This window comes from Bacteroides sp. OM05-12 (assembly GCF_003438995.1).
Lineage (GTDB): Bacteria > Bacteroidota > Bacteroidia > Bacteroidales > Bacteroidaceae > Bacteroides.
Map to the genome: position 1 here is coordinate 1 of NZ_QSUN01000021.1, position 22,953 is coordinate 22,953.

A 22,953-nucleotide genomic window follows, 5' to 3' on the forward strand; every position below is an offset into this window, starting at 1 on the left:
ACTTAATTTCATGTGTAAGACTCTTTTTTGTCCAACTTTTGGGGTGCAGTTCATTTAGTTGAGAATTGAGAGTTAAAAGTTGTTAAAAGAATTCTCAACTCTTAACTCTCAATTTAAAAAGGCCTTCACTGTAATTTGTTATTTAATAGCGATTTGCATCTAAGTAGTGAAGACGTGAAGGTGATTTAAGTATAATTTGAAATATGTATAAAAAGACCTATTTATGTTTGTGGATAGCACTACATCAGGATTTAGTATGGCTTTTTATTGGTGAGTTCTCTTTTATGAGATAAAAAAAGCATGGAAACCATTGAGCTTCCATGCTTTTATATTAGCCGAGAGGGGATAATCCCTTTCGTCGAAATTTATCGGATTACAAGTTTTTGTACAGTAACTTGATTATCAACAACCACTTTGGCAATAATGATACCGGAGTATCCATTTGCACTGACGTTAAGCGTTTCGCCATTTGCTACGGTTGTTTGTACTTGATTGATAACGTAGCCATTGATATTATATAATGTTACAACTGCTTTACCATCAGTGTTGAAAGTCGTTGTTACGTCTTGTCCTTCGGAGCGAATGATAACATTTTGACTTTCTGTCGTACTTTCATCTATGCTTACGCTAGGATCAACTGTTCCACTGACAAAACGACTACGTGTCGCATTCACAACTCTTCCTGTATTAGCATTGATAAGCATACATACAACAGATGCATTATCCATATCGGTCACTCTTACCGGAATATCACTTTGAATTTCAAATTCAACCGGACTATTAGCTTCTACGCTTGTTGGGATATATCCACTGATACCATTGAATGAAGTTCCGACAATGCTGCGTGCTACATCTTTATAGGAATATTTTGCATACAAAGTACCATATATGCCGCCTTTACCCCATTCGCCGAGGTTCGGGTGTGAAGTATTGTAGAAATTATTCTTCTGATTTTCTACCAAGTCATCTTCAAGAATTACATATAGCACATTATAGTTTGCAGAATTGATATCTACAGCATAATTTACACTTGTCGGAAGTGCTATTCTGTTGATCGACTTATCATAAACGGCGTCCTTTAATGTTACTTCCGCTTCAGCGTTCGTTTCAAGTTCTCTAAGTACGATATCTGTAAATGTTTCATTTCCGGCAGGTGAAACAAATTCATAGACTGCTTCGCCTGCTTCATTAGTACCTGTGAACATAGGGCTGTATATTGTGTCGATTCGGTTGATTACTCCGGAAGGGTATGCTGTTATACCCAGATAGTTGTAATATTGCTCGAAGTCGTAGGCATCATTATTATGAATACCGATTGAAATCACATTATCTGGCATTTGCTTTTCAAGATGTTCCAAAGCTATTATACCTAATGGGCAATTTTGACACCATGCACCGGTTCCTTCTTCAATTACCACTTTTTTCGTAGTAGCAAATGCAAGGTTTTTCACGTTTAGGTTTACTTCCTGAATACCGCCTTCCATTTCTACACCAATGGTATAATTCGTTATTTTTCCGACTTCAAGAGGTAGTTTTTTATTAAATTTAAATTTGTAAATATCTCCTTTTGATAACGTGATGTTTTCAGCCTTTATTTCATCTTGTACTTCTTTGTCATTGTTTTTATAGTAAGCTCGCAAGCTGGTATATGTTTTATCATCTGTAATTTTGATGTATCCTGCAATTTCCACTTCATCTTGCTTAACTACTACTGATTCAGTACTTGAGCCAATAACAAAAGGTCCTTCGTAAGTAACTTGTATATTGTCTACAAAGACCATACTTTGGTCTTCATTTTGATTGACGAAAGCAATATAAACATTCTTTCCGCTAAATTCAGCAAGAGATAGTTTATTTTGTTTCCATTCTCCGGTTAATACTTCTTCACTTTCTCCCGGGCTTTCAATCTCATCATAAATACATTTGCCTTTTGCTTCAAATTGTGCGATCAAATCATCGCTTAAATTGTTCAGAACTGCATCATTAGTCCAAACGAATACCTTGAGGCGGTCTTCTTTATCTTTTTTATAAGATTGTGAGTTGAAATACAAATAGTAATCTGCATTTGGCAAATATAATTGGATAGTAGACATCCAGTCGTTTGATTTACCGGCAGGAGAGTACATAGAAGTAGATCCTGCGCAATTATCACTACTATTTTCAGTTTCTCTTATTGTGAAATTCCATGGCGTATTATTGCTGTCGAATTCCATCTCCTGCATTGCTTCTGTCGGTGTGTTTTTATCACCATCCCATAATAAGAATCTTGTGTATGAAGTAGCGGGATCAGAGAAATCATCACTAAAGATATTATTATCAACCTCTTGTGCGGGTCTCTCATATATACCGTGATAGTGCAATACAATTTCTTCATTGGCACAATTACCCATAATATCGGTTACGATACCTGCCGGAATTTTAACGGTATAATTGATATCTTTGTATAGATAACGTTTCAATGCCGGATAAGCTGCCATCATATTTGAAGAAGTAGCAATAGTCAGATCACATAACGGATCTTCGTTTCCATCCTGATACAATTTACCGACAGCACCTTCTGTAAGAGCCAATGGCACATCAAAAGTAAGGCTCATAGGTGAGTTATAACTGATTTCGCTAACATTACTTCCGTCGGCGGGCGAGATTCTGGTTGTATAAACCGGAATGTCTTCTCGTCCGGTATATGTTACATTTATTTCCTCACTCTCAATATTTGTTCCCGGTAAGTAGAAAGTTCCGGCAGGTATTCTTAATGTATATTGTTTTCCTTTCTCCAAAACTACAGTCTGAAAAGTAATTGCGAATGTTTTGGTTGAAGTTGTGGTCTGTTTGATAGATAATGAATAATCAATTTGAGTCTCTCCCTGATAAATATATGCTTTTGCATCGTCTTTGATTTGAGCGTTTTTATCGAATGTAATAGTCGCAACTTTTAATTTAGAGAATGTGTAACCGTTACCCGGATATACTATCGGATCGGCAAGCAAGTTTACAGTAGATGCTGCTTCTTCAAAAGTTTCGGGTAAGGTAATAATGTAATTAAATGTATTACCCATTGCCAATGCAGCCAATGTTTTGTTATCGGAAGAAATAGCAACAGGAGTACCGGTATAATCGTAACCGGTGTTAGTCATATAGTCGATATTGTATTTTTCTTTTAATACCAATTCAAGACTATACCAGAAATCACCCACTTTGTATTGAAGTGTACGTGCCGGATTGTTAAAAGGAGCAGCTCCGAATACTATACCATTATTGTTAATAACGAACCCGCCGATATCTTGGTCTTCCAATCCATCATTTAACGTAAAAGTATCGTTTTCTACATCATATTTGTAAGATGTATCATATTCAGTAGGGAAATCACTGCCTGCTGCGGCTTTTACGATATGTGCAGTTCCCGTTACGAACTTTCCGTTGGAACTAAGAGCGGCTTGGTCTACATGGCCGGGTTTTGCAATTTCTTCCCATCCCAACATCTTATATTTTTTTGTTGTTCGATTGTATACATAATAACAACAGCCCCAGCCCGGATGACTATATGAAAGACAACCTAAAATGATGTTACCGTCCTCGGATATGCCCACAAAACGATTTTGTTCGGCAGTATATCCTCCGGCATCGATAGTTGGGAGCCCGGTTAATGTTTGTAAAACTCCATCTATCCAGAAAAGAGGTTTTTCAGTATATCCGTTCATGCTTATACCAATGATGTATTTTCCATCACTGGTTATATATTCTGCTGTTCCGGAAACTTTTTTATCCGATAATATTTTCCATCCGGTGCTTTCTTTGTAAACGGCAGGATACCCATCGTAATTACCGACAACAGTTCCATCATTGCTGACGTCATATGCGCCACACATGACTGCATTCTTGATTTCTTCGTCTGTTAATAAATACTTGCGGGTTCCTTTTTTTACATCTAGTAAGTAAGGGTGTGCATCAACTGTTTCGTCTTCGCTGTTTTTCCCTTTGGCAGTGGCCCAAAGACCATTACTTGAAAGTCCGCTAAGAGAAGCTCCGTCTTCAAATGTGAACGTCTGAATAACAGGTTTCTCTTGTGCCATCAGGATGTTAGGTAGTAATCCTATTGCTAGCGCAATACAGTACATTAGATTCTTCATTGTTTTTCTCTCTTTTAAAAATTATGATTAAAATATCTACAAAAATAAGAAAACTAACTATCATAGATGTATAATCTGTTTTATATTGCATAATTTTAACCAATAATATAGGGATGATTTCGCCACTTTTACATATTTTTGCAGCAGTATAAACAACGAAAATAAAATAAAATGGGAAAAAGATTTTGTCTGGTAGTGCTTCTTCTTTTAGGAGTTTTTGCATCTTATGCACAGTTACCATCTGTCACGTTGAAAGATATTAATGGGAAGACCGTTGACACTGCAACATTACAAAATGATGGAAAACCATTTATTATCAGTTTTTTTGCTACTTGGTGTAAACCCTGTAATCGTGAACTTAAGGCTATTAGTGAAGTCTATGCTGATTGGCAAGATGAAACAGGTGTAAAAGTAATAGCCATTTCCATCGATCAGGCACAGAACGTTGCTAAAGTAAAACCTTTGGTGGATGGCTACGGATGGGAATATGAAGTATTGCTTGATCCGAACAGCGATTTTAAACGTGCAATGGGAGTGAACATGATTCCTGCTGTATTTATAATTGATGGAGATGGCAAGATTGCAGAATCACGTAGTGGTTATACGGATGGTTCTGAAAGTCATTTGATAGATAAAGTAAGAGAATTGATTGCTAAAAAGAAATAAATGGCATGAAAATTACAAGATATATAGTATTGCTCCAATTTTCTTTGATAACTTCATTTGCTTGGTCACAGATTCAGTTAGGAGACAAAGTATCATTAAGCGGAAGTTTGCAGGCAGACGTCTTATTTCCGCAAGAGGATGAAGCTATAGGAACAGGAACTTATGATGATTGGGGATTGACCAATACTTATTTAGACCTAAACCTGTTAAGTAAATATGTTTCAGCGGGTGCTCGTTTGGAGTATTTGGATCATCCGCTTCCCGGATTTGAAAAGGACTTTGCCGGATGGGGAGTTCCTTACATTTATGTTACCGGAAAGTATAAAGGAGTAGAGTTAACGGTAGGAGACTTTTACGATCAATTCGGAAATGGTTTTATATACCGCACTTATGAAGAGAGAAGTCTCGGTGTCGATAATTCGTTGAGAGGTGCACGTTTAGTGGTACGCCCTTTCAAAGGAATCAATATAAAAATGCTGGGTGGTAAACAACGTTATTATTGGCAGAACAAGGGGTATCTTTGGCAGGGACGTTATTGGAATAATCCCAGAAGAGATAGCTATGTCTTCGGGGCTGATGCCGAATTGAACGTTGAGCAGTGGTTTAAACGGATGCAGGAGAGCAATACGTATTTGACTCTTGGGGTATCTTATGTAGGAAGACAGGAGGATGATGAAATAGTAGAAGCTCCGGTACCGAATAAAAGATTGAATTTACCTGATGTTGTAAATGCTTATGATTTTCGTGCTCAACTGCAAAAAGGGAATTATAATTTTATGGTAGATTACGCTATAAAAGGTTGTGATCCTTCTAGTGATAATTATTATATTTACAAGAATGGTAGTGCAGTAATGGTTTCCGGATCTTATTCTAAAAGAGGAATGAGTGCATTAATTCAGGCTAAACGCAGCGATAATATGTCTTATCGCAGTAATAGAACTATTAATGGCGTAAGTACTGCTTCTTTTATAAATAATATGCCGGTCTTTTCTTATCAACATACTTATAATTTGGCGACGATTTATCCGTATTCTACTCAAACTGCAGGAGAATGGGCTTTTCAAGGTGAATTTAGTTATAATTTCAAAAGAAAAACAGCATTAGGTGGAAAATATGGAACTAACATAAAACTTAATTTCTCCCATATACGTTCAATATATGGGCAGTTTGATAATGTAGCTCAACTAAAAGGAACAAATGGGAAAGAAGCAAATTTCTTTGATATGAGTGGTGGAGTTTATTATCAAGATGCTCATATTGCAATTGAAAAGAAATTATCTAAAGTGTTTAAGTTGAATGTAATGTACATAAATCAGTTATATAATCCGAAAGCTAATGGACATATAGATGAAGACTTAGTTCAATCCAATATTTTTGTAGCGGAAGGAAAATATCAGATTAATAAAAAAATATCATTAAGAGCAGAACTCCAATATTTATTAGCTAGTGATTATAGAACATTAAATGGAGCACCTGAAACTGCACCATTAGAACGTTCTAATCAAGGAGATTGGATGTTTGGTTTAATAGAATTAGCCATTGCACCCTCTTTTATGTTTTCCGTATCCGATATGTATAATGTAGGGGCAACGAATAATCATTATTATAATGTGTCTGGAGTTTTTACTCATAAGTCACATCGTTTGCAAGTAGGCTATGGGAAAACTCGCAAAGGATACACTTGTACAGGAGGTGTATGTCGTGAGGTACCCGCAAGTAAGGGGGCAACAGTTTCTTATACTTATAATTTTTAAGTCATGTTAAAAAGTAAATTATATATATATAGCTTCATTATATTTGCACTATGTGCTTGTAATTCAGTTGATGAAAGTGAACGCTTATTGGATTATGAACCTCCAAAGAGTGACCGTAATGTTTTATTGGAGGAATTTACAGGGCAATATTGTATGAATTGTCCACAAGGTTCTGCTGAAGCTAAACGACTTCAAGAAAGTTATGATCATAAGGTTATAGTTGTAGGTATACATGCTGGTGCTTTTGCTGATGGCACTATATATGTTACAAAAGCGGGAGAGGCATATTGGAAGAAATTTTATTCGGATGGTGATGGAAGAGGATATCCGGCAGCTATGATTAATCGTAGTGGTAAAGTTTCAACTGGATTTCAACAAGAGTGGAGTTCGATGGTTGCAAGTGCATTCCAAATTCCATCCTATGTTTCTTTATTAATGAAATCAAATTATGATGAAACAGACCGCGAAGTGTCGATTACGTCCATATTGAAGAAATCAACATCCCAAATGCAGAATAAAACAAAACTGTTGTTGATGCTTACCGAAAGTAAAATTTATGATTTTCAATCCATGGGTGGAGCAAATTATGAACATAATCATGTGCTGCGAGGTGTCATTGGGGATAAAGATGATGAACCTAATTATTGGGGGGAAACAGTTGAAATTAGCTCTATAGAAGATACAGAAGTTGTTTCCAAATTGTATAAGCTAGATGAAACCTGGAAACCTGAAAATATGAATGTGGTTGGTGTTATATATGATGCTGATACTTATGAAGTCTTACAAGTTGAAGAAATACCTGTTATAGATAATAAATAATTAAAAAGGAGAGAATAACTATGAGAAAATTTACTTTATTAGTAGCCTTGTTGCTTTCATGTGCTTTTACTTTTGCACAATCTATTGAATTTACGAGAGAAGGAAGTGTAGTTGCTAGTGGATCTGCTGTAACAGTGACAGAGATAAATCCCGATAAAAGAGCAATGGATCCGGAACTTTTAGTGGTAAATAATGGACAAGAAGCTTTGGCTGTGACTTTAAAAGTTACTACAATGAGAGTAACAGGAGGCTTTATTGGATTTTGTGGTTTTGAAGAAGGTGAATTTGGAAATTGTATACCAGTGAATGTTGGAACTCCGGTTTCCAAAACTATGACACTTGCAGCGGGTGCTTCGAAAAATCCGGATGTGGAATTACAAACGCCTAAAGATGATGTGGATGGGGAAGTTATGCTTGAACTTATAGTTGGAGATAATGTAATTAATACAATTACGGTTAACTTTCTTCGTGGAAGCTATAATTCCATCAACTCCCTTGATGCAAATACAAACGTTTATTTTTCAGGAAACGAATTCTCTTATCATTTTAATGATGTAGCTAATCGTCAATTGAATATTTACAATGTAACCGGTTCTTTAGTGAAGAGTGTATCTTTGGAAACAGAAGGAACAGTTGCTATAAATAGTTTGAATAAAGGCGTTTACATTTATGAAGTAAAAGAAAACGGAAAACGTATTGCTGCTCATAAGTGTGTGATTCGTTAATATAACGATTGCTATAATATAAAAGAGGCGGTTTCTCATTACGAGAGATCGCCTCTTTTTTTGCTAAGTTATATCTTTGTAAGTCTTTTCCAAGTATTGCTTTTACTATCAAACAGGATACTTTTCTTTCATCAAATCTTCCAGCTTAATTAATTCATCTCTGTACTGAGCAGCTTCGATAAATTCAAGTTTCTTGGCAGCTTCATACATTTGTTTTCTTGTCTTTTCGATACTCTTTTCCAGTTGAGCTTTAGTCATATATTGTACAATCGGATCAGCCGCTATGCTACTTGTCTCCGGTTCGATGTATGCTTTGGGAGAATTGTTCTTTGCTTCATCGGTATTACTGATAAGAGCCATTTTTCGGGCTTTTTGAATTTGTTTAGGAGTGATACCATGAGCCTCGTTGTAAGCTAATTGTTTTTCCCGGCGACGATTGGTTTCATCAATTGTTTGTTTCATGCTGTCTGTGATTTTATCAGCATACATGATAACCTTTCCATTGATGTTTCGGGCAGCACGTCCAGCTGTCTGTGTTAATGAACGGTGCGAACGGAGAAAGCCTTCTTTATCAGCATCAAGAATAGCTACAAGCGATACTTCCGGTAAATCCAAACCTTCACGTAAAAGGTTTACACCAATAAGTACATCATATAATCCCTGTCTCAGGTCGTCCATGATTTTTACGCGTTCCAATGTGTCCACATCGCTATGGATGTAATTGCAACGGACATCATTTTTCAAAAGATAATCCGTTAATTCTTCCGCCATGCGTTTGGTTAATGTAGTGATGAGTACGCGCTCATTCTTTTCGATACGTTGTTGAATTTCTTCCATCAAATCATCTATTTGATTCAGGCTTGGCCGTACTTCTATAATAGGGTCAAGCAAGCCGGTAGGTCGGATAACTTGCTCCACTACCACACCTTCACTCCTGATTAATTCGTAGTCGGCAGGGGTAGCGCTTACATAAATAACTTGCTTAGCCATTTCTTCGAACTCCTCGAATTTCAATGGACGGTTGTCCATAGCGGCGGGAAGGCGGAAACCATATTCAACAAGGTTTGTCTTACGGGCACGGTCGCCTCCGTACATCGCACGAATTTGCGGTACACTGACATGGCTTTCGTCAATAACGATTAGGAAATCTTTCGGAAAGAAATCCAGTAAACAGTAGGGGCGTGTATTGGCTGCCCGTCCGTCAAAGTAGCGGGAGTAGTTCTCAATACCGGAGCAATGCCCTAACTCGCGAATCATTTCCATATCATAGGTCACACGTTCATAGAGACGTTTTGCCTCATAGTTCTTACCGATAGATTGGAAATACTCCACTTGTTTGGTTAAGTCATCTTCAATTTCATGGATGGCTCGTATGGTTGCTTCTTTAGTAGTCATGAACAAGTTTGCCGGATATATTTTATATTCGTCAAATGAAGTTATCCGTACTCCTGTCATCGGATCTACTTCTTCAATACTGTCTATCTCGTCTCCCCAGAATACGACACGGAGGATATGGTCTGAATAAGCAAGGTATATATCAACCGTATCTCCTTTGACACGGAAATTTCCGCGATTGAGCTCGATATCGTTACGGGTATACAAACTGTCTACCAGTCTGCGTAAGAATACGTTTCTGTTGATGGCTCTTCCTTGTTTAATATCTATAACATTTTCGTAGAAGTCGGAGGGGTTGCCCATACCATAGATACAGGAGACGGAGGATACGACTACTACATCTTTTCGTCCGGAAAGTAGAGCGGAAGTTGCTGCAAGACGTAACTTGTCGATCTCGTCATTGATAGCTAAATCCTTTTCTATATAGGTGTCGGTAGAAGGCAGATATGCTTCCGGTTGGTAATAATCATAGTAGGATACATAATATTCCACGGCGTTGTTCGGGAAGAAACTTTTGAACTCTCCATATAACTGTGCCGCCAAAGTCTTATTGTGACTGAGGATAAGAGTCGGCTTATTAATGTTTTTAATGACGTTTGCTATGGTGAAAGTCTTTCCCGAACCGGTAACTCCCAATAAGGTTTGTGCAGGGTCTCCCTGAAGGATTCCTTCTGTCAGTTGGGCGATGGCTTCCGGCTGATCTCCTGTCGGTTGGTAGTCGGATGTTAGTTCAAAGTTCATATTGTTATCGTCTATAATTGAGGCGTAAAATTACTCATTTATTTAAATAATTTCTTTACTTTGTAACTGTTTATCATCTTTTAAAACAAAATACATATCGATATATGCTTTAAGCATACGTGGAAGGTCAATATACGCTTGTGGGTGGAAGGTCAGAGTGACTAGTGCAAGCATTCATCCTTGAAACTGTCGCGTTTATCTATAATTTGTATTAAAAAACAGCGATTAATTGCATGATTCAATTCATATCCGTAAATTTGCGCATTATTTGAGTAAGAATGAAGAAAAATATCATCATAGCTTTATTTGCGGCGGCTATCTTATCCTCTTGTGGAGAATATAATAAGATTCTGAAAAGTACGGACTATGACTACAAGTACGAAGTTGCGAAGACCTATTTCGCCAAAGGAAAGTATTCAAGAGCGGCAGCCTTATTGGAAGAGCTGATTACCATTATGAAAGGTACGGACAAGGCGGAAGAATCATTGTTTATGTTGGCTATGACTTATTATAATCAGGAAGATTATACTACTTCGTCACATTACTTCACGACTTATTATAATACTTATCCGAGAGGAACTTATGCCGAATTAGCCCGTTTCTATGCAGGAGAAGCATTGTATAAGGATTCACCAGAACCTCGTTTGGATCAGTCCGGTACATATAGCGCTATTCAAGAGTTACAGTTGTTCATGGAGTATTACCCGATGAGCAGCAAGAAAGAGCAGGCGCAGGATATGATATTTAAGTTGCAGGATAAACTGGTATGGAAAGATTATTATGCAGCCAAACTATATTATAACTTAGGCAATTATATGGGAAACAATTATCTTTCCTGTGTGATTACAGCGCAAAATGCACTGAAAGATTATCCTTATACAGGTTTGCGTGAGGACTTGTCTATCTTAGTGCTTCGTGCCAAGTACCAGATGGCTTTACAGAGTGTGATGGAAAAACAAGATGAACGTTTCCGTGACACGATTGATGAATATTATGCTTTTATGAATGAGTTTCCCGAATCAAAATATAAGAAGGAAGCCGAGAAGATATTTAAAGACTCAAGTAAAAATATTAAAGACTAATTACAATAGAAATTATGGACTACAAAAAGACAAATGCTCCTGCAAACACCGTTACACGTGATATGATGGAATTGTGTGCAGATACGGGTAATGTGTACGAAACTGTTGCTATTATCGGTAAACGTGCTAACCAGATTAGCGTAGAGATTAAGAACGACTTGTCTAAGAAACTACAGGAATTTGCTTCTTATAACGATAATTTGGAAGAAGTGTTTGAAAACAGAGAGCAGATCGAAATTTCACGCTATTATGAGAAGCTTCCGAAACCGACGCTGATTGCAGCACAGGAATATGAAGAAGGAAAGGTGTACTACCGCAATCCTGCAAAAGAAAAGGAAAAATTGCAGTAAAAACTTTGATATAGCAGAAAGGACTGTTTCAAATTAAGAAATGACTGTCATCACTGATTGGCATCCTTCTGATTTGGTACAGCCCTTTTCTTTTTGTATAACTTAAAATCATATTTAGAAATCATGATACAACGTATTCAAACTCTTTATTTACTGATAGTAACCGTTTTATTGATTGTTGCCATGTGCATTCCTGTTGGTTCATTTACTTATGCTGACGGTACTGCTTCCGAATTTACGAACTTAGGTGTTTATCTGCAAAGCGGTTGTGATTCATCTCCCTGGGGAATGTTTGCCATTCTGCTTTTATCTGCCATTATATCTTTTGCTACCATCTTTCTTTTCAAGAACCGTATGTTGCAAATAAGAATGACAGTGTTCAGCAGTGTTTTGCTTATCGGTTATTATCTGACTTTTATTGTTTTTATGTTTATCTTGAAAGGCAGACTGGATGCCGGGTTCCATTTATCATGGGGACTTTGCCTACCGTTGATTTCCATCATTCTTAATTATCTGGCAATTCGTGCCATCGGTAAAGATGAAGTATTGGTTAAAGCTGCCGATAGATTGAGATAAAATCCATATCGGAAAGTTATTGAAACTCCGGTTTCCCCTGTTGTTCTACCGTATATATCGGTAAAGGACGACAGGGAGACCGGAGTTTTATATTTTTCTTTTGGACTATTTATCTGTTCTGCCATTAAGATGTAGTATCTTTCTATAGGAAAAGTAATCTTTTCACATTAATGAAACAATCGCCTCACATCTGTGGGGAGAATGAGCCACAGTTGTGGAACGATCGTTCCACAACTGTGAAAAGATTACTTATCCTTTATCGGAACAAGAGTTTGTACTGATGCGTATCATACAGCGTAGGTGTACTCCTGTTACTTTTCTCCGATAGTTATAAATAATAAAAGTATAACGTTACTCAATATATCTTTCCTTTGGTTAGAAATGTGTGATTTATCTAAACATTTATCGACCAATTATTGTACATTTGTAAAATGGAAATCATGGATAAATTAATAGAAGATGCTTTGAAGAATCTTGGGATAGAGGTTCTCAATCCGATGCAAAAAGCCGCGATTGCTGCAAGTAAAGAGAAGAAAGATATGATTCTGCTTTCTCCTACGGGTACAGGGAAAACATTAGCGTTCCTGTTGCCATTGTTGCAAGAGTTGAAACCGGATAACAATACGGTTCAGTGTATGATACTGGTTCCTTCCCGCGAATTGGCGTTGCAGATAGACAGTGTGTTCAATGCCATGAATACGGGATTCCGTACATGTTGCTGCTATGGCGGTCATTCGTCTGCCGAGGAAAAGAAAACGATACTGAACACTCATTCCGCTATAATTATTGGTACTCCGGGGCGTATAACGGATCATTTATCCAAAGGTGTGATTGATCCGGAAACAATACGTATCCTGATAATAGACGAGTTTGACAAGTCGCTCGAATTTGGTTTCCATGATGAGATGGCGGAGATTATCAGCCAGTTGCCCAATCTGGAGAAAAGAGTTTTGCTTTCTGCTACGGACTCCGGAGAAATTCCGGAGTTTACGGGATTGGGAAGGACTGTTAAACTGAACTTTTTGGATGGAGAAGCGAAGTCGGAACGGTTGAAGTTGATGAAAGTCGTTTCACAGGACAAAGATAAGTTGGAAACGCTTTATCGTCTGCTTTGCACACTTGGAGAGCATTCCACGATTGTGTTCGTGAATTACCGTGAGGCTGTGCAACGGGTGGGGGATTTTCTCCGTACCAAAGGTCTGGACAACGGGATGTTTCACGGCGGCATGGAGCAGGAAGACCGTGAACGTGCTTTATACAAGTTCCGTAACGGCAGTTGCCATGTTTTTATTTCAACGGACTTGGCTGCACGTGGATTGGATATTCCCGAGATTGAACACATCGTTCATTATCATCTGCCGGTTAATGAGGAAGCGTTTACCCATCGAAACGGGCGTACGGCACGTTGGGATGCGGAGGGAAGTGCTTATCTAATCCTGCATGCGGAAGAGAAATTACCTGAATATATAAAAGAGGAGCCGGAAACGTTTCCTCTCCCGGAGCATACGCCCAAGCCGTCTCAATCCGTTTGGGTTACCTTATATATAGGTAAAGGAAAGAAAGATAAACTGAGTAAAGGAGATATTGTAGGTTTTCTCTTCAAGAAAGGCAATCTTGGTAAAGATGATGTAGGAAGGATAGACGTGAAAGACCATTATGCTTTCGTCGCTATCCGGCGGAAGAAGCTGAAACAAACACTGAATTTAATTCGTGGTGAGAAGATAAAGGGGATGAAGACGATTATGGAAGAAGCAAAATAATTTATAGGACGAAACCTGATGGATTATGATGAAGACACACACACTATTTTTTCTTTTACTATGCCCGTTAGGTTTGTTTGCCCAGACCTTTAAGGGGAAAGTAACGGGAAAAGAAGGAACTCCGATTCCTTATGCGACATTGTTTTTCCGTGATTTGGGACTTGGTTTTACGGCGGACGGTGAAGGGCGTTTCCAAACATGCCTCAATGCCGGAGAGTATAATTGTGAAGTGTCTTCACTTGGTTATGAGCAGAAAATAGTTCCTGTTGTCCAGACGGGCAAGGGCACGGAAATGAACATTCAGCTCGATGAAAGGATTTATCAGTTACAAGAAGTAAGGGTCTCAAAGAATAATGAAGACCCGGCGTATGCCGTGATGCGTCAGGCGATAGCCCGTGCCCCGTTTTATCGTACATTGGTGAAGAGCTATACGGCAAATTCTTATTTAAAAGGTTCCGGCAAGATGACGGATGTCCCGGCTTTTATGAAGATGGCGAAAGACTTTCAGAAAGAATCAGATGGCTTTATGAACCGTCTTTTTGTGATGGAAGCCCAACATGAGACTGTGTTTACTGCTCCCAATCAGTATAAAACGGAAGTAAAAGCCTTTAAGTCATCGTTCCCGGAAGAATTGGATTTAGGTAACGGACTCAACGTTGCTGCATTTAATCTTTATTCGGACGAACAGTTCGGCAAAGTTTCCCCGCTAAGCTCCCGCGCTTTTTCGTTCTATCGTTTTAAGTTGGAGGCTTGCTACATGGAAGGCGACCGTATGGTGAATAAAATCAAGCTGTTGCCCAAACGTAACAATAACCAGACTTTAACAGGATACCTTTATATAATAGAAGATTTATGGTGTATCTCCAATGTGGAAATACAATCTTCTTCAATGGGCGTGAAGATGAATTTGCGTACTACTTGCAAAGAGATAAAACCGGATGTATATCTTCCGGCATCTTCAAGCATGAGAATAGATTTCGGCCTGATGGGAGTGAAAGGGTACGGCAATTTCTTTACTGCGGTCAATTATAAAGATGTGGTACTTAATGAAACGCCTGTTAGTGAGCGGTTATTAGCGGAAAAACAGCGGGCAGAGCAAGCAAAAAAGACACTTTCGGCTAAACAGCAGAAGTTACAAAAGCGTATTGATGAACTTGCTGCAAAAGAGGAACTGACTACGGGTGAAGCCTATAAAATGGCCAAACTGATGGAGAAGCAGGTGGCACAGACAGACACAACCCATAAGGAGCATCGCTATGAGCGGGATTATTCGTTTGGTGGTGCAAGCAAGCGTGATTCTTTGGCAACGAAACGAGATTCTATTTATTGGGCGGGCATTCGCAGTGCTCCGTTGTTGCGGGAAGAACAACTGAGTTATGCCCGTAAAGATAGTATGATAGGAAAGAGAAGTCTTTTGAAGCCGGATTCAACCGTGATGGAGAAGATAGAGACAATGAGTGTTGTACTTTTGGGACATACCTTTTATAATAAGTCGAAAACGGCATGGATAGAACTTCCCGGTATACAAGGGTATCTTCCGGGTTTCAGTTTTGTAGATGGCTTTCCAATCGGTGCAAAAGTTACTTTCGGAAAGAAGCTGGGTGGTAAGAACACGTTGTTGTTTACTCCTTCGGCGTATTATACTACTGCAAGTAAGACTTGTCTCTATTCCGGAGATTTGACCTTACAATATTTGCCGAGAAGAAATGGAAAGCTGACTTTGGAAGGTGGACGGGTGTCTGCCGATTATAATAATGAATGCGGTATGGACCGGATGATGAATTCTGTGGCTTCTATTCTTTTTGCCCGTAACGAAATGAAGCTGTATGAAAAGAAGTTCATCGGTATCAGCAACTGCCTGGAATTGGCAAATGGTTTACAGCTTTCTCTCGGTTTGAGTTACGAGCGTCGTAATGTATTGGTGAATCATTATCACAAAAGCACGTTCGGTAAGAAAGCCAAACCTAATATACCGGATAATATCTATTATTCACAGATGCCGGAGAATGAGTTGATGCGCTTCTCGGCTGCTTTGGAGTATACGCCTGCACACTATTATTATATGTATAAAGGGCGCAAAAAGTATGAGCAGTCTAAATATCCTACCTTTACGGTGCGTTATGAGAAAGGTTTCTCGGTAGGTGGTTCACTACCTGCTCCGGATTATAACCGGATAGATGTGACGGTAGACCATACTGTTAAAACGGGATTCTTTAGTAAGTTGGCGTATAGGCTTAATGCCGGTACTTTTCTTCATACCGATAACCTGTATTTCCCTGATTATCGTCATTTTGACGCTTCCCGTTTTCAACTCACGGCTTCTTCTTTTGATAAGAGCTTTGCGCTGTTGAATAACTATGAATATTCTACGCCGGAAAGATGGGGACAAGCACATTTAAGCTATTATACTTCTCACTTGTTCTTGAAATGGCTGCCGTTTTTAAAGAATAGTATCATGGACGAAGGTCTGCATATACGTGCACTTGCCGTTCGTTATCTGCCGATACATACGGAGGTGGGCTATTCTATCGGGATTGGACAGCTTTCCCGTGCCGGTATCTTTGTCGGTTTCCGTGATAAGCGTTATCGTTCGGTTGGCTTTTCAATTGTTATGCCCATTAATTTGGGAGATGGTTTCTCTATAGAATTTTAAGATATTATACGAAGATAAACTCAACAATAAGTTGTAAATTTGTTCCTGTTAAATATTTAATATGGCACAACCGTTAGCAGAAAGACTTCGTCCGAAGTCGTTGGATGATTATATCGGACAAAAACATTTGGTAGGACAGGGGGCGATCCTCCGGAAGATGATCGATGCCGGAAGAATTGCTTCTTTTATACTGTGGGGACCTCCCGGAGTAGGAAAGACTACATTGGCGCAGATTATAGCCAATAAGTTGGAAACGCCTTTTTATACACTGAGTGCCGTAACGTCCGGAGTAAAAGATGTGAGAGACGTTATCGATAAGGCAAAGAATAACCGTTTCTTCTCTCAGGCTAGCCCGATTCTTTTCATTGATGAAATACATCGTTTCAGCAAATCGCAGCAGGATTCATTGCTTGGCGCGGTGGAGACAGGTACGGTGACGTTGATCGGTGCTACAACGGAGAATCCTTCCTTTGAGGTCATACGTCCGTTGTTGTCCCGATGTCAGCTTTATGTCTTGAAATCTCTGGAAAAGGACGACCTTTTGGAGCTGCTCCGGAATGCGATAACAAAAGATGCTGTTCTGAAAGAGAAGCAGATAGAACTGAAAGAGACGGATGCGATCTTACGTTATTCGGGAGGAGATGCCCGCAAGTTGCTTAACATCCTGGAACTGGTGGTAGAGGCAGAGACAGAAGTCCCCGTAGTGATAACCGATGAAAAGGTGGTAGACCGTTTACAGCAAAATCCTTTAGCCTATGATAAAGACGGCGAATTGCATTATGATATTATTTCCGCATTTATTAAGTCTATCCGGGGCAGTGATCCCGATGGCGCTATTTATTGGTTGGCGCGTATGGTGGAAGGAGGTGAAGACCCGGCTTTCATCGCTCGTCGTTTGGTTATATCGGCGGCGGAAGACGTGGGGCTGGCTAATCCGAATGCGTTATTACTGGCGAATGCTTGTTTTGATACAATCATGAAAATCGGTTGGCCGGAAGGGCGTATCCCTTTGGCGGAAACAACTATCTATCTGGCTACAAGTCCGAAAAGTAACTCTGCTTATGAGGCTATTAATGAAGCGTTGGGCATTGTGCGGGAGACGGGCAACCTGCCTGTGCCTTTGCATTTGCGGAATGCACCGACAAAGCTGATGAAGCAGTTGGGCTATGGTAAAGAATACAAGTATGCACATGCGTATGCCGGGAATTTTGTAGAGCAACAATTCTTGCCCGACGGGTTGAAAGACAAACGTATTTGGCATCCGCAACAAAATGCAGCCGAAGTACGTTTAAAAGAACACATGAAAACATTGTGGAAAGATAAGTTTAACGATTAAATGAAATAAATATGAAGATAGTTGTGCTAGATGGCTATGCGATGAATCCGGGTGATTTGTCGTGGGAAGAATTGAAGATGCTGGGTGACGACTGTACGATTTACGAACGTACGTCTCCGGAGGAAGTTCTTGAACGTGCTAAAGGTGCGGAAGTGTTATTGACGAATAAGACAGCATTGAGGGCTGCACAGATTGAAGCATTGCCTGATCTGAAATATATCGGTGTTCTTGCCACAGGATATAATGTCGTGGATATTGAGGCTGCCAAGAAAAGAGGGATTATCGTAACCAATATTCCGGCATACAGTACACAGTCTGTGGCACAGATGGTCTTTGCCCATATTCTTAATATTACTAACCGGGTAGAGCATTATTCGGAAGAAGTGCGAAAAGGGGAATGGACAAGAAGTAGGGATTTCAGTTATTGGAATACTCCTTTAGTGGAATTGAGCGGACTCAAAATCGGTATTGTCGGGCTTGGAAATACAGGACAGGCAACTGCCCGTATTGCATTGGGATTCGGAATGGAGATATATGCGTTTACCTCTAAATCATCACTTCAATTACCACCCGAGATTAAATCGAAAACATTGGATGAGATATTCTCGGAGTGTGATATTGTCAGCTTACACTGCCCGTTGACGGAAACAACAAGAAACTTGGTTAATGCGGAACGCCTTGCCATGATGAAGCCTACAGCTATTCTAATTAATACCGGACGTGGACCGTTGATGAACGAGAAAGATCTTGCCGATGCTTTGAATAATGGAGTGATATCGGCAGCCGGAGTCGATGTTCTTTCTTCGGAACCACCCAAAGCCGACAATCCGTTGCTCACAGCGAAAAACTGCTTCATTACTCCCCATATTGCCTGGGCTACTCATGCGGCACGCACACGATTAATGAAAATAGCCGTTGATAACCTTCGTGGATATATTTCCGGCAATGTGATTAATAATGTAGCTAAATGACGGAACTGTCTATACGGGATGTTGGATAAGATGGCTTTTTAGGAATAATAATGGTGATAGATTAAAGCATTTTTCTAACTTTGTATTCAAACATGCTAAAATAGAGTTGTGTATGAACGCTGAATTGAAGAATAAAATAGAATATATTGTAGTTTGTATTTCGGAGTTTGCCAATCGGCATACATTATCTTTCCGTCAGGCATTCAACTATCTGGATTTCTACAAAGGCATTGATTTTCTTGATAAATGTTATGAGGCTGAACATCAATTTTCGATAGATGACGCTATTGATGATCTAACTGACTATTGTCGTCGTCATGGAGGGGCATTGGTATGAAACTATATCATGGCTCGAATGTGAATATCGAAAGTATAGATTTATCGAAATCAAAGCCTAATAAAGATTTTGGTAAGGGTTTCTATTTATCGGGTAATGAAGAACAAGCATTTGCAATGGCAAGTCAAAAGGTGATTCAGATGGAGAGCGGTAGTGAAACCATAAATGTATATGAGTTTGAAGAACGCCATTTAACGGATGGTAGTTTAAATGTGAAGATCTTTGAAACTTACGATGAGGAATGGGCTGAGTTCATCCTGAAGAACAGGAATAAGAAGAATACCGGAAAGATGCATGATTATGACATTGTGGTAGGTCCGATTGCCGATGATAAAGTTGGGGTACAGATACGTTTGTTTATGGAGGAATATATTGATATTACTACGTTACTGAATCGGTTGAAGTTTATAAAAGGCATGACCGTACAGTATTATTTCGGGACGGAACGTGCTATACAGACATTAAAGAAGTTATGAGTGACAAACAATTTTTGATAGAGAGTATAACGAAAGATATCGTGTCATATCTGATAGAGGATTATGGTATGGACTTGCAGACTGCTTTGCGCCGTTTTTATAATTCGGATACCTATGCTAAATTGTTGGATGAACGTAGCGGGCTATACACGCAAAGTTCTGCATACATATATGACTTTTTAAAACATGAGTTAAGGACCGGGAAAATGGGATAGCCTTGTGCTTGTCAAACTAAATCGGCTGTCTCGCTTAGGCGGGGCAGCCGATTATTTGTTCTATACCTTTCAGTACCTATTATTTCTTCAGTATCCAATACCGGCTTATCCATGCTTATTTTAAGAAACCGGATTCTCAAGCAACAGGTGGACGATTCTCTCTGCTGTACGCCCATCCCATCTTTCGGGTAATGAACCGCTTTTCCATTCTCCGTTTTGAAGACGTTTCATTGCTTTTTCCAACTGTTCCGGGTCTTCTCCGATCAGTTCATTAGTTCCTATGCTGACGGTTTCCGGATGTTCTGCGTAATTGTTCAGCGTGATGCAGGGAATGCCTAAGAAAGTAGCTTCTTCCGCCACATTGCCGGAATCTGTAACGATTGCCTTTGCATTTGCCTCCAGATAACCGAATGCAAGATAGCTTTGCGGTTGTAGGATATGCAGGTTGGGGGCTGTGATGTCAAGTTCTGCAATACGGTTGCGCACGTATGTATGCAGTGGGGCAATGATAGGAGTGCCGTTGGCTTCGGCTATCAGGGTGCGCAGCAAATTGGCGAAGTTCTCTGTATTGTCAATCAGCGCATGACGATTAACGGTCAATAAAATATATCCTTGTTCTTTCAGGTTCAGGATATTGAAACACGCCGGACGAAGAAGACGGTTACGGTTGTACCGCAGACTGTCTATCAGGATATTGCCTACTAAATATACATTCTCGCTACCTGTTCCTGTTTGGTTCAGATTACGGTTGGCAACCATCCCTGCGGTAAAAAGATAATCAGACAGGCCGTCTGTAATCATCCGGTTCACTTCTTTAGGCATATTCATATCGAATGAACGTGTTCCGGCAACAAGGTGAGCTACCTTTATACCGCGTTTCTTGGCAACAATGGCACATGCCATGGTAGAGGTAAGATCATCTACCACCATGACCACATTGGCGGGATGCTCTTCCAGCTCTTTAGTAAAAGAAAACATAATACCTCCGGCGCGCTCTGACAAGTTTTCATAGCCTACACCAAGATAGACATCCGGTTCATGCATATCCAGATCTGCAAATAATGAAGCATCCAGACTTGTATCGTCACTGGGACCTGTATAGACGATTCTGCATGAAATATCTTTGCCTTCTTCGCGGGCATGGTTAATGGCTCTTGCAAGGGGGGCAATCTTAATAAAGTTGGGACGTGCGCCGGCTACTATGCATATTTTCATATCTTCTCTGATTTAGTGTTGCACAAAAGTACATTATCTTTCGGAATTATGCCTTATCTTTGTAGCAGAAAATAATAAGAACTATGCCTGCATTCGTACAGATATTAGAGTTTATAGGAACTTTTGCTTTTGCTATCAGTGGTATCCGATTGGCATCGGCAAAAAGGTTTGATTGGTTTGGAGCATACGTCGTAGGAGTGGCTACGGCTATCGGTGGCGGTACAATCCGTGATCTTCTTCTGGATGTAACTCCCTTCTGGATGACAAATCCCATTTACCTGATTTGCTCGGCTTTAGCCTTGTTTTGGGTTATTTTGTTCGGGAAGAATCTGATTCATCTTCATAACACCTTTTTCATATTCGACTCTATCGGTCTGGCATTGTTTACAGTCGTCGGCGTTGAAAAGACACTTGCTTTGGACTATCCGGTTTGGGTAGCTGTCATCATGGGTACTATAACCGGTGCGGCAGGAGGAGTGATACGTGATATCTTTATCAATGAGATACCGTTGATCTTCAGAAAAGAGATTTATGCCATTGCCTGTGTTGTAGGCGGTATGGTTTACGGTCTTTGCCATTGGGTAGGTATGGATACTATATTGACACAGATTATCAGTGGAGCCGGTGTGTTTATGGCACGTACTTTGGCGGTGAAATATAAGATTTGCCTGCCCATCCTGAAAGGTGAGAGTGCGGAGGAGCAAACCCCTGAAAAATAGACAAAGAATACTTGCATCCCGATAATATTTGAGACGCGAGTATTTTAAAATTGTTCCAATACCTGAATCCTTTTCTCAATAGGGGGGTGGGTGGCAAATAAACCGCTAAGTCCGCTAAGCGCACTACTAGCTTGCTTGCCGGGATGCTGAATGAACAGTTGTGCCACATCTTCCCGCTTCACAGCTTCGATATCCGGATCGGCAGATATTTTCCGGAGTGCATTTGCCAATGCCAAAGGATTCTTTGTCATCTCGGCAGATCCTGCATCGGCAAGATATTCTCTTTTTCTGGAAATAGCGAAACGCATGAGGGTAGCGAAGAAATAGCCGATAGCGGCAACCAACATAGCAAGTAGAATGATAACAACGGCTCCTCCGTTCTTGTCATTTTTATTACTTCTGGTAAAAGAGGAGTAATATGCGGAACGTAATGCTATTTGTGCAATCATAGAGAAGATACCGACGAAAACAATGGAAATGATGAGCAGACGTACGTCATGGTTGCGGATATGTGAAAGTTCATGAGCGATAACTGCCTCTAATTCCGCATCTTCCAGTTTGTCTATGATACCTTTTGATAAAGTTACCGTGTAGGTACTTTCATTGATTCCGCTTGCATATGCGTTTAATGAATCATCGTAAATAATGTTGATTTTAGGCATTTTCATCCCCTGACTCATGCAAAGATTCTCAACCAGATTATACACACGGGGATTGTTTTTACGTTCAAGAGGTTTAGCTCCTGTTGCCGAATTTATAATGCCGGTATTGGCAAAATAGGCGATAAGGAACCAAATAAGCACTCCGCCGATAACGTAAGGTAATATATGCACGAACATTGCCGTAGTATATGTCAGTAGTTGGGAAGTGGTGACTTCGTCATCCTGAACTGCCAATAAATGCAGCAGGTAACAGAATAAATAAGTCAGGCCTACCACGAGGCAAGGAAATAAAATTAATAAAAGCAGTGAACGGAAATTGTTCCTGCTTTTCTGGGTTTGAATACCTATATATTGCATTTTTTACGATAGATCAC

General features: G+C 39.7%; 19 protein-coding genes. 15 read left to right on the plus strand and 4 right to left on the minus strand.

Annotated features, from left to right (window positions below; translation table 11 throughout):
- Window positions 1-365: 365 nt before the first annotated feature.
- Window positions 366-4,127, minus strand: a complete 3,762-nt coding sequence (locus DXB63_RS13755; protein WP_122126992.1) for an Omp28-related outer membrane protein — start codon at window positions 4,125-4,127, stop codon at window positions 366-368.
- 171 nt (window positions 4,128-4,298) lie between these two features.
- Here DXB63_RS13755 and DXB63_RS13760 point away from each other — a divergent pair, with 171 nt between their 5' ends.
- The 4 genes from DXB63_RS13760 to DXB63_RS13775 are packed head-to-tail and all read left to right on the plus strand — an operon-like array spanning window position 4,299 to window position 8,091.
- Window positions 4,299-4,793, plus strand: a complete 495-nt coding sequence (locus tag DXB63_RS13760; protein WP_122126993.1) for a peroxiredoxin — start codon at window positions 4,299-4,301, stop codon at window positions 4,791-4,793.
- Between the two features lie 5 nt (window positions 4,794-4,798).
- Window positions 4,799-6,547: a DUF6029 family protein gene (locus DXB63_RS13765; RefSeq protein WP_199604216.1), complete on the plus strand. Its 1,749-nt coding sequence runs from the start codon at window positions 4,799-4,801 to the stop codon at window positions 6,545-6,547.
- 3 nt (window positions 6,548-6,550) lie between these two features.
- Window positions 6,551-7,366 carry an Omp28 family outer membrane lipoprotein gene (locus tag DXB63_RS13770; RefSeq protein ID WP_122126994.1) on the plus strand — a complete coding sequence of 272 codons (816 nt, stop codon included), beginning with the start codon at window positions 6,551-6,553 and terminating at the stop codon, window positions 7,364-7,366.
- Window positions 7,367-7,386: 20 nt separating this feature from the next.
- Window positions 7,387-8,091 carry a T9SS type A sorting domain-containing protein gene (locus tag DXB63_RS13775; protein ID WP_122126995.1) on the plus strand — a complete coding sequence of 235 codons (705 nt, stop codon included), beginning with the start codon at window positions 7,387-7,389 and terminating at the stop codon, window positions 8,089-8,091.
- Between the two features lie 108 nt (window positions 8,092-8,199).
- Here DXB63_RS13775 and uvrB read toward each other — a convergent pair whose 3' ends face one another.
- Complete coding sequence (uvrB, locus tag DXB63_RS13780; RefSeq protein WP_122126996.1) at window positions 8,200-10,227, minus strand: excinuclease ABC subunit UvrB; 2,028 nt, start codon at window positions 10,225-10,227, stop codon at window positions 8,200-8,202.
- 278 nt (window positions 10,228-10,505) lie between these two features.
- Between uvrB and DXB63_RS13785 the strand changes: the two genes are divergently transcribed.
- From DXB63_RS13785 to DXB63_RS13830, 10 genes are all read left to right on the plus strand, one after another.
- Window positions 10,506-11,309: an outer membrane protein assembly factor BamD gene (locus tag DXB63_RS13785; protein ID WP_122126997.1), complete on the plus strand. Its 804-nt coding sequence runs from the start codon at window positions 10,506-10,508 to the stop codon at window positions 11,307-11,309.
- A 14-nt stretch (window positions 11,310-11,323) separates the two neighbouring features.
- Window positions 11,324-11,659 carry a DNA-directed RNA polymerase subunit omega gene (locus tag DXB63_RS13790; RefSeq protein ID WP_122126998.1) on the plus strand — a complete coding sequence of 112 codons (336 nt, stop codon included), beginning with the start codon at window positions 11,324-11,326 and terminating at the stop codon, window positions 11,657-11,659.
- Between the two features lie 123 nt (window positions 11,660-11,782).
- Window positions 11,783-12,235 carry a DUF4293 domain-containing protein gene (locus DXB63_RS13795; protein ID WP_122126999.1) on the plus strand — a complete coding sequence of 151 codons (453 nt, stop codon included), beginning with the start codon at window positions 11,783-11,785 and terminating at the stop codon, window positions 12,233-12,235.
- Between the two features lie 431 nt (window positions 12,236-12,666).
- Entirely contained in the window at window positions 12,667-13,995 is a 1,329-nt protein-coding gene (locus tag DXB63_RS13800; RefSeq protein ID WP_122127000.1) for a DEAD/DEAH box helicase, read from the plus strand.
- 25 nt (window positions 13,996-14,020) lie between these two features.
- Entirely contained in the window at window positions 14,021-16,648 is a 2,628-nt protein-coding gene (locus DXB63_RS13805; protein ID WP_122127001.1) for a DUF5686 family protein, read from the plus strand.
- A gap of 61 nt (window positions 16,649-16,709) precedes the next feature.
- Complete coding sequence (locus DXB63_RS13810; protein ID WP_122127002.1) at window positions 16,710-17,984, plus strand: replication-associated recombination protein A; 1,275 nt, start codon at window positions 16,710-16,712, stop codon at window positions 17,982-17,984.
- Window positions 17,985-17,995: 11 nt separating this feature from the next.
- Complete coding sequence (locus tag DXB63_RS13815) at window positions 17,996-18,955, plus strand: D-2-hydroxyacid dehydrogenase (protein WP_122127003.1); 960 nt, start codon at window positions 17,996-17,998, stop codon at window positions 18,953-18,955.
- A 112-nt stretch (window positions 18,956-19,067) separates the two neighbouring features.
- Window positions 19,068-19,292, plus strand: coding sequence for a DUF3791 domain-containing protein (locus DXB63_RS13820; protein ID WP_122127004.1), 225 nt, complete (start codon window positions 19,068-19,070; stop codon window positions 19,290-19,292).
- Entirely contained in the window at window positions 19,289-19,768 is a 480-nt protein-coding gene (locus DXB63_RS13825) for a DUF3990 domain-containing protein (protein ID WP_122127005.1), read from the plus strand. The genes DXB63_RS13820 and DXB63_RS13825 overlap by 4 nt, the downstream gene beginning before the upstream one ends.
- Window positions 19,765-19,983, plus strand: coding sequence for a hypothetical protein (locus DXB63_RS13830; RefSeq protein ID WP_122127006.1), 219 nt, complete (start codon window positions 19,765-19,767; stop codon window positions 19,981-19,983). The genes DXB63_RS13825 and DXB63_RS13830 overlap by 4 nt, the downstream gene beginning before the upstream one ends.
- 120 nt (window positions 19,984-20,103) lie before the next feature.
- Here the strand turns inward: DXB63_RS13830 and wecB are convergent, their stop codons facing one another.
- Window positions 20,104-21,198, minus strand: a complete 1,095-nt coding sequence (gene wecB, locus DXB63_RS13835; protein WP_122127007.1) for a non-hydrolyzing UDP-N-acetylglucosamine 2-epimerase — start codon at window positions 21,196-21,198, stop codon at window positions 20,104-20,106.
- 83 nt (window positions 21,199-21,281) lie between these two features.
- Between wecB and DXB63_RS13840 the strand changes: the two genes are divergently transcribed.
- Window positions 21,282-21,917: a trimeric intracellular cation channel family protein gene (locus DXB63_RS13840; RefSeq protein WP_122127008.1), complete on the plus strand. Its 636-nt coding sequence runs from the start codon at window positions 21,282-21,284 to the stop codon at window positions 21,915-21,917.
- Between the two features lie 44 nt (window positions 21,918-21,961).
- Here DXB63_RS13840 and DXB63_RS13845 read toward each other — a convergent pair whose 3' ends face one another.
- Entirely contained in the window at window positions 21,962-22,936 is a 975-nt protein-coding gene (locus DXB63_RS13845; RefSeq protein ID WP_122127009.1) for a M48 family metallopeptidase, read from the minus strand.
- Window positions 22,937-22,953 lie beyond the last annotated feature (17 nt).

Coding starts and splice junctions, on each gene's coding strand:
- DXB63_RS13775 (WP_122126995.1), top strand. CDS start 7,387: ATGAGAAAATTTACTTTATTAGTAGCCTTGTTGCTTTCATGTGCTTTT.
- uvrB (WP_122126996.1), bottom strand. CDS start 10,227: ATGAACTTTGAACTAACATCCGACTACCAACCGACAGGAGATCAGCCG.
- DXB63_RS13770 (WP_122126994.1), top strand. CDS start 6,551: ATGTTAAAAAGTAAATTATATATATATAGCTTCATTATATTTGCACTA.
- DXB63_RS13830 (WP_122127006.1), top strand. CDS start 19,765: ATGAGTGACAAACAATTTTTGATAGAGAGTATAACGAAAGATATCGTG.
- DXB63_RS13825 (WP_122127005.1), top strand. CDS start 19,289: ATGAAACTATATCATGGCTCGAATGTGAATATCGAAAGTATAGATTTA.
- DXB63_RS13760 (WP_122126993.1), top strand. CDS start 4,299: ATGGGAAAAAGATTTTGTCTGGTAGTGCTTCTTCTTTTAGGAGTTTTT.
- DXB63_RS13755 (WP_122126992.1), bottom strand. CDS start 4,127: ATGAAGAATCTAATGTACTGTATTGCGCTAGCAATAGGATTACTACCT.
- DXB63_RS13845 (WP_122127009.1), bottom strand. CDS start 22,936: ATGCAATATATAGGTATTCAAACCCAGAAAAGCAGGAACAATTTCCGT.
- wecB (WP_122127007.1), bottom strand. CDS start 21,198: ATGAAAATATGCATAGTAGCCGGCGCACGTCCCAACTTTATTAAGATT.
- DXB63_RS13840 (WP_122127008.1), top strand. CDS start 21,282: ATGCCTGCATTCGTACAGATATTAGAGTTTATAGGAACTTTTGCTTTT.
- DXB63_RS13810 (WP_122127002.1), top strand. CDS start 16,710: ATGGCACAACCGTTAGCAGAAAGACTTCGTCCGAAGTCGTTGGATGAT.
- DXB63_RS13820 (WP_122127004.1), top strand. CDS start 19,068: ATGAACGCTGAATTGAAGAATAAAATAGAATATATTGTAGTTTGTATT.
- DXB63_RS13790 (WP_122126998.1), top strand. CDS start 11,324: ATGGACTACAAAAAGACAAATGCTCCTGCAAACACCGTTACACGTGAT.
- DXB63_RS13795 (WP_122126999.1), top strand. CDS start 11,783: ATGATACAACGTATTCAAACTCTTTATTTACTGATAGTAACCGTTTTA.
- DXB63_RS13800 (WP_122127000.1), top strand. CDS start 12,667: ATGGAAATCATGGATAAATTAATAGAAGATGCTTTGAAGAATCTTGGG.
- DXB63_RS13765 (WP_199604216.1), top strand. CDS start 4,799: ATGAAAATTACAAGATATATAGTATTGCTCCAATTTTCTTTGATAACT.
- DXB63_RS13815 (WP_122127003.1), top strand. CDS start 17,996: ATGAAGATAGTTGTGCTAGATGGCTATGCGATGAATCCGGGTGATTTG.
- DXB63_RS13785 (WP_122126997.1), top strand. CDS start 10,506: ATGAAGAAAAATATCATCATAGCTTTATTTGCGGCGGCTATCTTATCC.
- DXB63_RS13805 (WP_122127001.1), top strand. CDS start 14,021: ATGATGAAGACACACACACTATTTTTTCTTTTACTATGCCCGTTAGGT.